We start from the raw sequence: 11,774 nt of genomic DNA on the forward strand, positions 1-11,774 counted from the left end.
CAAAGCCAGCTTAGCTTGTCGAAATCCCCGCAATCAAACGGCATCTGCAAGTTCAGGTTTTTGAAAAGCCTCACGGATTGCCTGTGCCATTCCTGTTTTTGTGCTGCATTTGCTCTGAACTCTCTGCCTGAGAACCATATTTGTCCCATGAAGATATTGGAATCCCTCTTCCGGTGTCAGCACGCGGCAATCCGGCGGGACTTGGCTTTGCGCCAAAACCGCCACGGCAATGCCGGATGAGACTGCGGCTTGTAAGCCAAACGTGCTCCCGCTTACATAGGCTATCCGGTAGTCCTTTTGACGCTGATCGAGGCTCGCAATTGCCCATTCCCTCCACCAGCATCCCCGATCACACAAAGCAACAGGCATCGGAACACATTCGTGTTGAAAGTGCTTGTCCGATGTAACCCAAACCACCGGATCGTTCAAAAGAACCTCACCGCCAATTCTGCCTGCTTCCTCATGGACGACGACGAGATCAAGTTCACCCTTGTCCAGTTCCGCCTTCAATTCCGATGACGCTGCGCAGCGAACGGTTACTTCGACTAACGGATGCTTCTTTGAAAATCGTGACAGGACATGGGGCAATACTGTCCCGCCATATTCTTCCGGAATGCCAATCCTGACGAACCCATCAAGGGGATCAGAATGCAGTGAAACAGCTGCCTGATCGAGAAGAGAGAGTATTCGTCTTGCATCCGTTACAAGCTGTTCTCCCGGAGGTGTAAGCGTCACACCCCGTGGGCCACGCTCGAACAGGCGCTCACCAACTATGTCTTCCAGCTTCTTCATCTGAACACTCACCGCCGATTGAGTTCGGCCAACGGCCTCTGCTGCGCGCGTGAAGTTCCCGGTTTCAGCGATGGCGGTAAGAGTGCGCAAAAGATCACTCTCTAAATTTGGATTCATGGCGGCTCCCCTGATACGGCAAAGACATAATTTCTATGAATGTCTAGGATTAGTATTACTCGTTTCGTTAATGGCTTGTCTAGCCCCATATTGTCTGAAGACGCAGACATGGAGTGTTCGAGATGGCTTATGAAAATGACTGTGTGAGCGCTACTCAAGTGAGCGATCCAATCAGAGGATGGGCAACAAGAGTTAGATCATGGGTACATGCAAGACGTATCAAAAATGCAAGAAAAAAAGAGATTGAGCGGCTGCTTGCGGGAGATGAACGCATGTTGAAGGATGCAGGCGTTACACGTTCGGAGCTGGTCCGCGCACTTGGTCACAATCCCCGCGAACTGCCGAACATTGCTGACTTTGCAGGCTACCGCGTCCCATATATTGCGATGAAGAGTAGCACAAAGAAAATTCATAGCTAGTGACGCTACTCGCCGCCGTCCTGCGGTATCACGCCTATCGGTTCCAGTTGGAAAAAGTCTCCGCGGCGCGTCTGTTGGGCCGATTCCTGACGGGTTTGGCAGAACACCAACGAAGTGGGAACGCCTTATTCCCGAAAGCGGACTCACCGTGTTCCGATGCGTGATCCCAAGGAGTCTTTCCTGCCCTGCGGGCTGTCGGTCCATCGTATTGACCGTATCAAACAGGATTAAAACTATGACCTCGAAAATCATGCCCACCAAAGCAGAAATCCAACGGCTTGCAGAAAACTTGTTGTTCATCGCAGGTGCAGCGGTCTTGGTTGCCATATTCACGCTGTCATTCGCCAATCCGGCGCAACTAGAAAGGGCGGGTAAGCCCGAGCCTGCATTGGGGTTTGAAGAGCAACAAACCGACAAACGAGACACTCAAACGGTTCCCCCCGTTTTGCAAAAAGACTTCTTGAAATAAGTTACACGCTTCACGGGATCGCTGAGTGACAGAGTAGGTTGCTGGAGGCTCTTGGCACTCAGTTGATAGCCTTTATGCCTGCGGTGTTGGCACCGCTCTTGTTGATCACAGTCTTCCTCGGCAATCCATTTGTCTGCAACATCCGGGTGAAGAACCTTGTCGCTGCTGGCTTGTTAGGACGTCGTGAAACTGCACGCTTGTGTTGTATGGAATCGCGGTCGGACTTACAATCGTCGGTATTATTTTCTCTTTTTGCGGCCTTTATTTTCGTCGTGGCAAGGTATCTGAATGGATAGGGACGCCCGAAAAAAGCGCCAAGTTCAGGTGCAAACTCTTCTAAAAAGCGTCGAAGGTCGACTGCTGGAAATTCCAGGTGTCAAGACGGTGGCGGTTGGGTTGAAAGTCACCGATGGCAAGATGACCGACGACATCGTGCTGCGCATTGGGGTCGAGGAAAAGCGCCCGATAAGCGAATTATCGCCGGAAGAGATGATCCCTTCCGAGATTGATGGAATCGAGACTGATGTCTTCGTGTGGACGCCAACAAAGGCAATGTCCGACACCTCGCGATATCGTCCCATCCGGGGAGGTATTCAGATCGGCAACGGAACCGGTTCCGTCGGTACGCTGGGCTGCCTGGCGACACAGAATTCGGGTGGCGCGACGGTAGCTCTGAGTAATCATCACGTGATGTTTGCAGGAAAAAGCGCGACGGCGACGGGGATTGAAATAGCCCAGCCAGATTTCAGCTGCTGCTGCTGTTGCCGGGCTGGCAAGGTCGGGGCGGTGTTGGCCGGGTCCATCGGTGGCACAGTCGATTGTGCAATCGCGTCGATTGATGCGGATATCCAGCATTTGCAAGAAGTCGTCGAGATCGGCGGAATTGCCGGCACGGACGTCGCCGTTGTTGGGGACGCGGTTCGAAAGCGTGGACGCACGACCGAATTGACGACTGGGACGGTATCGATGGTCAATTTTGCAACGACCAGTTCGGACTCTGGCCTCAGCTTCACCGATCAGATTTTCGTTACGCCGGATGCAGCGCATCCAAATTTCGTGGAAGGGGGCGATTCAGGCTCGGCGCTGCTGGATGAGGACAATAATGTTATCGGACTGATCTGGGGGCAGAATGGCAATGCCGGTGTAGCCAACCCGATCGCCGATGTGGAAGCCGCGTTGGATATCACCGTTTTCGCGCAAAGCACCACCGCAGCGGCGATGCCCGCCGTGGCGATGCTGCCGCAGCCCGGATCGGATGGGGTCATCCGGAGACGGGATTGGGAGGCCATGCTGTGGGCCGAAACCGACAGCCAAGATCTTCTGGGTCGCAAGGTCGCACAGCATTGGAATGAAGTGTGGAACCTGATCCAGACCAATCGCGAGGTTGGTCTGAGGTGGCAGAGAGGGCAAGGGCCCGCTTTTGCGGCCGCGTTCGAGCGTACCACTCGGGTCACAAGCTATCGGGTGCCAGACGACGTGGATGGGGTCAGTTTCACACAATTGCTTCTGTCGATGGCCACGGCGCTGGAACAGCACGGCAGTGAAGCGCTCAAGGCGGATATCCGGGCCGAGGGTATCGGTTGGATCCCGATATTGCAGGGTTGTCGGACAGCCGATGAACTTTGGCTGGCTTACCACAACATCAAGGCGACCCAAGAGGCCGCGGCCCGAAACGCGGGCTAGACGAGGGAAAGGGGCAAGATGACATATGCAAAAGATCTGATTGCCAAGCCCGCTCTGAAAATTCTGCGTGCCTTGCCGAATGTGACGGATGTGGGCTTGGGATTGAGGCGCGTGAACGGGCGTTTGACGCAAGAGCTCGCCGTGGTCGTCTATGTGGACAAGAAACGCAGCGAAGCCGAGTTGCCAAAGGGCGCCGTGGTGCCGAGGCTTGTGGGCAATCTGCGCACGGACGTGGATGAGGAACTGAACCCGGCCTTTCTGCGGCCAAGCGACGGGCCACCTTTGCCGGAAGACAGCACGCGTGTGCGTCCGCTGCTGTCCGGCGTGTCCCTGAGTACCAGCCCCGATCACGCGGGCACCCTGGGCTTTTTCGCAAGGCGCAACAGCGACAACAAACCGGTATTGGTGAGCAACTACCACGTGTTATACCGAGACCGGGATCTGCTGGACATCACCGGAGAGCCGCACGAGGCATTGCAACCACCAAGGGGCAGTGACACCCGGGTTGGCGAGGTTGTGGATGGCAGCATCGGCGGCTCGGTCGATTGCGCGATTGCCTTGTTGGACGAAGAAGGCTCCAGTTGCTGCTGCAAAAGTCCGATCAAGCACGAGAACAAGACCCGGAACACGGAAACTGGCGGCACTGATAACTCTGTCCAGATGACGGGGATCCGCCGGGCGCAGGTCAATGATCTTGTGACCAAGACGGGTCGATCCACGGACAGGACTCTGGGTCGCATCGTGAATGCCAGCAAAGACGTCACAGGCGCCGTGGACTACTCTGATTTTGATCTGCCTGCCGGGGATAGTTTCAACTTTACCAATCTGATCATGATCGTGACCTGGGACGCCGCCGCGGGTGATTTTGATGACACCATCCCGTTTGGAACAAGCGGTGACAGCGGATCGGCAGTGGTAAACGAAGCCGGAGAGATTGTGGGCCTGTACTGCCTGGGCTTCAACGATCCAGCCAATAACCGGCATTTCGGCTTTGCCTGTCATATCGAGGATGTCGAGACGGCGCTGCAGATCACCGTTCCGGGAACCCGCGCTGGGCTGGGGGCTGCGCCCGGGGCGCCGATTGCAGCGTTGGATCATGACATCGACACCAGTGCCGGAGAGGTCGCCATTGGTGATGTCACATTCGCCCGCGCGGGCGTGGATCAGGTGGCCGAAGCGCTGGACCGGATGCTGAGTGCAACGCCCCAAGGCCGCGCCTGGCGAGAGATTTTTGAACGGCACCAATACGAAGTATTGAAACATGTAAACCGCAAGCGCGGCGTCACATTGGCCTGGCAACGCGGGGCGGGGCCAGCCTGGCTTGCCGCGCTGGTGCGTAGCGCGCAGAAACCGGAATATACTCTGCCCCAACAGGTGGACGGGGTCGATGCACTGATGCTGGCCAAAGCCATGCGCATGTCGCTGTGGCGCGAAGGCAGCCCTGAGTTGCGCGCTGATTTGGATAACTTTGGGGATCAGCTTGAAGCGATGATCGGCCGGGTCACAACGGCCGCGCAAGGGGTGCGTCTGCTGACGAGACACGCACCCGAGGCCCAGAAACTGGAGACGCAGGATGGCTGATGACACCGGCACCATCGAAGCCCTGGCCAGTTGGTTGGCGCGGATCATTCAGCCGGTGCGCGAACGGCTGAGCGAAGGGCAGGTTGTCGAACTGCTGGCCGAAATGGGGTACGAGCCGCGCGCCGGTGTCGAAACCGAAGGCGCACTGCAATCCGCGGGCGCGGCACTGGCGCAGGATGCCGCCGTGCTGTTGCCGCGGTTGGAAACCCTGATCGAGCATATCGAGGCCGAAGATTTCGGCGCGATCCTGTCCACGGCCATCCAACTGGGTCAAGACGTCAAATCCTTCATCGAAAACGCTGACGACTTTGCCACAGCGCTGCAGGCTCTGGGACCTCATCCGGGGGCCAGCAATGCCGAACTGGCGGAATTGCCGCGTCGCCTGCTGGATGTTCTGATCATCCGTTATGCGGAAAATAGCCCCGGAAGTGCCGAGGCGCTGGAACTGCTCGGCCTGTTCGATTTGGAACCCGTCATCGTGGGCGGACAACAGGTCGTGCACCGCCGGATCGCGCTCGAACGGTTGGGTGATGTGCTGACCAATCCGGCTCAGGCCATGGCAGACAAGTACGGCTGGGGTACACCGGGCTTTGACGGATCTGTGCTGTTGCCGATCCTACGGCGGCAACTGACGCGCAATGGGTTGCCTGCCATCGTTGATACAGGGGTGAACCCGCCGGTTCTGGATGCGGTTGTGGCCGAGATTTCGGCTGACACGTCGATGACTCCTCCGGGGTTGGAGATCCGCTTCAATGACACAATTGGCTTTGATGGGACACCGACATTCGACGGTGATGGCTGGTCGGTCGCGCTAGAGTTGACCTCGGAAATCGTGCCGGATTTCAGCGCCACAATCAGCCCGACGGGCAATGTGACATTTACGCCGCCGGCAGGGTCGGCGGCGGGCAAGGCGGCGCTGGTCTTTACGGCAGGCTCGGCAGATGGCCAGCCCTTCACAATTATTGGGCAAGCGGATGCCAGTCGGGTCGAAGCGCGACAGTTCGAGGCTCGGCTTGAGGCGCTGATGCAGGCCTCAGCCGCGGGTGCAGATGGTGAGGTTATTGTCGCGGGCGAGGTGCAGGGCGGCCGCGTCGTCATTGATTTCAGCGAAGGCGATGGATTTATTTCCACACTTCTGTCCGGGATCGAGCTGGAATCCGATTTCGATATCGGTATGGGCTTCTCCTCGGAAAAGGGTCTGTTCTTTCACGGTAGCGCAACACTGGAAGTGCAGGTGCCGCTGCATGTGGATCTTGGCGTTGTGAAGATCGGAGCGCTGACGCTGAGCGTCGGGATCGACAACGGTTCGTTCCCGATTGGAATCGCGACGGACATACAGGGTAATCTTGGTCCGTTGCAGATGGTGGTTGAACAGATTGGCATGACCGCCGATTTCGAGATTGCCGAGGACGGGCAGGGCAATCTTGGTCCGCTGGACTTTGGTGTCGGCTTCAAGCCGCCTGTGGGTGTCGGCGTTTCTATCGACGCAGGTGCGGTTCGCGGTGGCGGGTATCTGCGCATCGATCCTGACCGGGGTGAATATTCCGGCGTGCTGCAACTGGCCATTCTCGAGATCGTCGAGGTTACGGCAATCGGTATTATCAACACCAAGATGCCCGACGGATCGGACGGGTTCGCATTTTTGGCGATCATCTCGGTCGAGTTCAATCCGGGCATTCAGTTGGGCTTTGGGTTTACCCTTCTCGGGGTTGGCGGGCTTGTCGGGCTGAACCGGTCGATGGATCTGGATGCGCTGGTGGCTGGGGCCAGATCTGGTAGCATCGACACCATCCTGTTCCCACAGGATGTCATAGCCAATGCACCGCGGATCATTTCCGATCTGCGCACCTTCTTCCCGATTGAAGAGGACGTGTTCCTGATCGGGCCCATGGCCAAGTTCGGTTGGGGCACGCCGACGCTGATCAGCCTGTCCCTTGGGATCCTGATCGAGATTCCAGGCAATGTGGCGATTGTTGGCAAGCTGACGGTGGCGATCCCGGACGAACGCGTGCCGCTGATCATCATCAACGTCGCCTTCATGGGCGCCATCGAGTTTGACAAAAAACGCGGTTGGTTCTTTGCGGCGCTCTATGACAGCCGCGTAATTTACATGACGCTGGAAGGTGGCATGGGAGTTCTGGCGGCCTTCGGAGACGACAGCAATTTCGTGGTCTCAGTGGGCGGTTTCCACCCGATCTACAACCCACCGGCGCTACCGTTTCAGGATATTCCCCGGATCGCCATCAACGTGCTGAACACACCGGTGGCCAAGGTAATTGTGACGGCTTACTTCGCGGTCACCTCCAACACGGTGCAGTTTGGTGCCCGCGCCACGCTGTATTTCGGCATCAAGATTGCCAGCATCGAAGGGCATATCGCCTTTGATGCGCTGTTCCAGTTCTCGCCCTTCTATTTCAACATTACCATCTCTGCCTCGCTGTCGGTAAAGCTATTTGGCGCTGGGTTGTTTTCAGTCCGCTTCCGCGGCTCGCTTGAAGGGACATCACCCTGGCACATCGAGGGCACGGGCAGCATTTCGGTCCTGTTCTGGGATGTGGATGTGGATTTCTCGAAGACCTGGGGCGACAAGGAGGACACCAAGTTGCCGCCGATCTCGGTGATGCCGATCCTAGCGGCCGAATTCGAGAAAGTGGAGAATTGGACCGCCAAGCTGGAAAATGCCAATGCGCTGCTGGTGTCGCTGCGCACGGTCGATGCGCAGACCGAACTGGTGCTGCACCCGGTGGGCAGCCTGTCCATCACACAGCGCGCGGTGCCGCTGGGGCTGACGCTGGACAAGATCGGTAATCAGCGCCCTGACGATGCCAACAGGTTCAGCATTGAGACCGCCACGATAGGCATCGAACGGCGGGGTCGGATCGACGAGAGCTTTGCCATCGGGCAATTCCAGGATCTGAGCGATGATCAAAAGCTGAAATCGTCAGATTTCGAGATGGAAGAGGCAGGTGTAGAACTGTCGGTTACCGGCAATCAGACCAAGACCAGCCTGATGACCAAACGCGTCGTGCGCTATGAGACGATCATAATCGACAAAGCGTTCCGTCCGTTCCTGATGGGGATTGTCACACTGATTGCGGGTCTGTTCACTCATTTCCTTGGCGGCAATGCGGTGGCGCAGGCACCGATGTCGATCCGTTCCAAGACGCGCAAGCATCTGCTGGATGAAAAGATCGCGGTTTCGCCCAATGCCTATGTGGTGGCCAATCTGGCCGACAACACACCGCTTGAAGACGTAGGTGAGGTCGTGTTCCTCAGTCAGGCAAGGGCACAGGAATTCATGAACCAACAGACCCAGGCTGATCCGGAATTCGCCGGCAAGGCCCATGTGCTGCGTGGTCATGAAGTAAGGCAGGCGGCATGAGCGACACGCTTGGCACATATTCCTTCCTGCCGTGGCTACGTTTAGGCATGGCTAACAACATCTCCAGTGCGGATATGGACCCGTCCGTCACGGCCCGCGCAACAATGCAGGTCGCGCTGGAGCTGACGGGTGAGCCGGTCGAAGGCGACACAGATCTGACCGCCAATGTCACCCGTGACGTTGAACTCTACGGCCCGGGTGACGTCGTTGGCATCAATCAAAGCGCCATCGTCAAGGTCGAGCCACGCGCTAACATCACCAATTTCGAACCCAACTATCTGCCGTATATCGAGTTCTACGAAGAAGATTTCCCATGGCGCTACACGCCCGCAGCGCCAGATCTGGCGCTGCACCGGCTTCGTCCTTGGATCATCCTTGTGGTACTGCGCGATGACGAATTCAGCGAGGCGGGCATCAATGCGGCGCGCCCCTTACCCGCCATCGAATTGGGCGCTGCCACCGAGACCACCTTTCCCCCCGAGGATCAGCTTTGGGGATGGGCCCACGTGCATGTGAACCGCGATCTGATTAAGTCTGACGGCACAACACGTTCCACCGATGGGGATATGGCGGGCACCCGGCTTGAAAATGTGTTGAAATCCAATGCGGACCACGCCTATTCCCGCATTATTTCACCGCGCCGCCTTGCGCCGGATACCGGCTATCATGCGTTCCTGATGCCCAGTTTTGAAAGCGGGAGGCTTGCAGGGCTTGGCCTGCCGCCCGATGATGGCAATGCCGAACGCTTTGCAACGCAGGCGGCCTGGGCCAATTATACCGGCCGACCAGTGCCGGGGCTCTACCCCTTCTATCACCGTTGGTATTTCAAAACCGGCGAGATTGGTGATTTCGAATACCTCGTGCGTCTTTTACAACCGCGCCCGCCAGACCCCCGGCTGGGTCGGCGCGACATGGATGTGCAGCGCCCCGGTGCAAACCTGCCGGGGATTGCGATCCCGGAACTGGACGGAGTGTTGCGCCTTGGCGGTGCGCTGAAAGTGCCAGACGAAGCGCTGGATGACGATGAAGAGGCGGAACGCCAGGCGTATGAAGATTGGGACCAGCCATTTCCACATGCGTTCCAGACCGGGTTGGCCGATTTCATCAACTTAGCCGACGATTATCAGCAGAACGGCGATCCCGATCCGCTGATCACGCCGCCGCTGTATGGGCGCTGGCACGCGTTGCAAGATCGTTTGCTGTCAGAGGCCGATGGTGATCCGATCACACCCGATGAAAACTGGCTGCATGAGGTCAACCTGGATCCGCGCTTCCGCGTCGCGGCGGGGTTTGGCACTAAGGTGCTGGAGAAGAACCAGGAAGAATACATGGACGCCGCCTGGGAACAGGTGGGCGATATCATTGCCGCTAACCGACGCATCCGACTGGCTCAGATGGCACAGGTTGCCACGGGCGCTTGGTATGGCAGCAGCCTGGGCGGCGTGCGCGATCTGAGTACGCAGCGGGCGCTGTACCTGACCGCTCCGGTGCAGCGGCGGGTGCTGTCGCAAGGGGTGAACGTACGGCATCAGCTGCGGCAAAGCACGGTGCCAAGCGCAATCTTGTCGCCTACGATGCGGCGTATCCTGCGACCGCGCGATCATGTTGCCGCCGAGCTGGGGTTTGACAACCCAAAAGGCCCGGAGGATTTGGTGGACCGGGTCAACAGCGGCGAAATCAGCGCCGCGCCTCCGCGCGTGACACCAGAAGGTTTGCCGACTGTCGAAGAGCTGGCCGAAGAGCTTGAACAAGATGGCCCGTTGGGCGGGCTGCCAATCCCCGAAGACGTGTTGCGAAACCCGTTTCTGAAATGGATCGTGCTGGGGATCTTTGCGCTGATTGCGCTGCTGTTTCTACTGCTGGCGCTTTGGCTGCCAGCGCTGATTGCCATAGCTTTGGGCGTCGCCGGCTATATCCTGATCGAGCGGCTGCAAAGGGCGCGCGAGATTGCAGATGCGGTACTGCCCGAAGGCAATGCGCCCGAGGTCATTGATGCGCTGCCCGAGTATCCCGACTTTGAACTGGCGGACGTCCCGCCCCTGACCGGAACTGTACCCGAATTGCCCGAACTGGTGCCCGGAACCTCGGACAGCCCCGAGGCGATCCGTTTCAAAGGGGCGCTGAAAGATGTGCATGCGCTGCTGGATGTCAGCGCCAGCATCGGTCAGTTTCCGCAGCGTGACCCGATCGACATTCCGGCGATCGTCGGATCGGTCTATACCGGGTTGGATCCCAAGGTTACGATCCCGGACTTCACCTATACTGGCATCACCTTCCCTGCCCATATTGTGGCGCTGAATTTTGAAATCTTCCGCGAGGCGATGGCCTACCCGGAATTCGATATCCCCATGTACGAGCCGTTGCTGGCGCTGCCGGGGGACAATTTCCTGCCCAATATCGACAAGATCCCGCCCAACACGATCACCCTGCTTGAGACCAATCAGCGCTTTATCGAGGCCTATATGTTGGGCCTGAACGTCGCCATGGGTGCCGAGCTTTTATGGCGCGAATACCCAACAGATCAGCGCGGCAGCTATTTTCGTCAGTTTTGGGACCCGGCCGGCGTTCTGGACCGCGATGGGCTGAGCGCAGAGGAATTGCGCGAGAAACTTAGGGATATTCCGCCCATTCACCTCTGGTCGCGGTTCAGTGATCTGGGTGATCACGACCACCGCGAAGAACCCGGGGATGACGAGGAAGAGGTCGTTCTAGTGATCCGGGGCGAGCTTTTGAAGAAATACCCAAACGCGGTGATCTATGCGCAGCGCGCCCGCTGGCGGTTAACCGAAGAGGGCGAGATTGACCGCTTCAACCCGCGCGAATTCGAAACGGTAGGCAGCGAAGAGGATCTTGTCCGAACGCCGCTCTATGAGGCGAAAGCGCCACCTGATATCACCTTTATCGGGTTTGATTTGACAGCCTCAGAAGCACAAGGCGGTACGGGCGAAGAAGGCGACGAAGATCCTGGCTGGTTCTTTGTAATCAAGGAACGCCCGGGCGAGCCACGTTTTGGACTGGATATCGAAAGCGCGGGCGATCTGGTGACGTGGAACGATCTGGCCTGGCCCGACGTGTTTGATCCGGCAGCCGATGACGGGTTCCTGCAAATCGGCGCGGGTACGCCAACGCTGAACCTAAGCGCGCCGCCCGATGATGCCAACACATTCGTCGTCACCCAGCATCCCGAAGACCTGCAGATCGAATGGCGTCCGCAGATGAATGCCGCCGAACTGGCCTATATCCTCTATCAGGTGCCGGTTCTGGTGGGTGTGCATGCCGCCGAGATGTTGCCGGAATGAGCGGACAGGTTGGCATAACATACAGCGCGAAT

The 11,774-nt window shown here is 57.9% G+C and carries 7 protein-coding genes and 1 pseudogene; 6 read left to right on the forward strand and 2 right to left on the reverse strand.

The window, feature by feature from the left end; translation table 11 throughout:
- Nucleotides 1–33 precede the first annotated feature (33 nt).
- Entirely contained in the window at nucleotides 34–909 is an 876-nt protein-coding gene (locus Q1B13_RS21650) for a LysR family transcriptional regulator (protein ID WP_299083775.1), read from the reverse strand.
- A gap of 122 nt (nucleotides 910–1,031) precedes the next feature.
- Between Q1B13_RS21650 and Q1B13_RS21655 the strand changes: the two genes are divergently transcribed.
- Both Q1B13_RS21655 and Q1B13_RS21660 read left to right on the forward strand, forming a co-directional pair.
- Complete coding sequence (locus Q1B13_RS21655; RefSeq protein WP_299083772.1) at nucleotides 1,032–1,328, forward strand: hypothetical protein; 297 nt, start codon at nucleotides 1,032–1,034, stop codon at nucleotides 1,326–1,328.
- Nucleotides 1,329–1,563: 235 nt separating this feature from the next.
- Nucleotides 1,564–1,797, forward strand: a complete 234-nt coding sequence (locus Q1B13_RS21660; RefSeq protein ID WP_299083769.1) for a hypothetical protein — start codon at nucleotides 1,564–1,566, stop codon at nucleotides 1,795–1,797.
- A 61-nt stretch (nucleotides 1,798–1,858) separates the two neighbouring features.
- Here Q1B13_RS21660 and Q1B13_RS21665 read toward each other — a convergent pair.
- Nucleotides 1,859–1,984 (reverse strand): annotated as a pseudogene (locus tag Q1B13_RS21665) (IS6 family transposase); the annotation flags it as partial.
- Nucleotides 1,985–2,085: 101 nt separating this feature from the next.
- Between Q1B13_RS21665 and Q1B13_RS21670 the strand changes: the two are divergent.
- Genes Q1B13_RS21670 through Q1B13_RS21685 form a run of 4 tightly spaced genes read left to right on the forward strand, consistent with a single transcriptional unit; the run spans nucleotide 2,086 to nucleotide 11,742 of the window.
- On the forward strand, nucleotides 2,086–3,480 hold the full coding sequence (locus Q1B13_RS21670; RefSeq protein ID WP_299083766.1) for a hypothetical protein: 1,395 nt from the start codon (nucleotides 2,086–2,088) through the stop codon (nucleotides 3,478–3,480).
- Between the two features lie 18 nt (nucleotides 3,481–3,498).
- The gene (locus Q1B13_RS21675; protein WP_299083763.1) at nucleotides 3,499–5,061 is read left to right on the forward strand and encodes a hypothetical protein; all 1,563 of its coding nucleotides are present in this window, start codon (nucleotides 3,499–3,501) and stop codon (nucleotides 5,059–5,061) included.
- Nucleotides 5,054–8,443, forward strand: coding sequence for a DUF6603 domain-containing protein (locus Q1B13_RS21680; protein ID WP_299083761.1), 3,390 nt, complete (start codon nucleotides 5,054–5,056; stop codon nucleotides 8,441–8,443). The genes Q1B13_RS21675 and Q1B13_RS21680 overlap by 8 nt, the downstream gene beginning before the upstream one ends.
- Nucleotides 8,440–11,742, forward strand: coding sequence for a hypothetical protein (locus Q1B13_RS21685; protein WP_299083758.1), 3,303 nt, complete (start codon nucleotides 8,440–8,442; stop codon nucleotides 11,740–11,742). Before Q1B13_RS21680 ends, Q1B13_RS21685 begins: the two co-directional genes overlap by 4 nt.
- Nucleotides 11,743–11,774 lie beyond the last annotated feature (32 nt).

The organism is uncultured Ruegeria sp. (genome assembly GCF_947489545.1).
Lineage (GTDB): Bacteria > Pseudomonadota > Alphaproteobacteria > Rhodobacterales > Rhodobacteraceae > Ruegeria.

Bases quoted from the DNA above. Each gene is read 5' to 3' on its own strand.
- Q1B13_RS21650 (WP_299083775.1), bottom strand. From the start codon at position 909: ATGAATCCAAATTTAGAGAGTGATCTTTTGCGCACTCTTACCGCCATC.
- Q1B13_RS21655 (WP_299083772.1), top strand. From the start codon at position 1,032: ATGGCTTATGAAAATGACTGTGTGAGCGCTACTCAAGTGAGCGATCCA.
- Q1B13_RS21660 (WP_299083769.1), top strand. From the start codon at position 1,564: ATGACCTCGAAAATCATGCCCACCAAAGCAGAAATCCAACGGCTTGCA.
- Q1B13_RS21670 (WP_299083766.1), top strand. From the start codon at position 2,086: ATGGATAGGGACGCCCGAAAAAAGCGCCAAGTTCAGGTGCAAACTCTT.
- Q1B13_RS21675 (WP_299083763.1), top strand. From the start codon at position 3,499: ATGACATATGCAAAAGATCTGATTGCCAAGCCCGCTCTGAAAATTCTG.
- Q1B13_RS21680 (WP_299083761.1), top strand. From the start codon at position 5,054: ATGGCTGATGACACCGGCACCATCGAAGCCCTGGCCAGTTGGTTGGCG.
- Q1B13_RS21685 (WP_299083758.1), top strand. From the start codon at position 8,440: ATGAGCGACACGCTTGGCACATATTCCTTCCTGCCGTGGCTACGTTTA.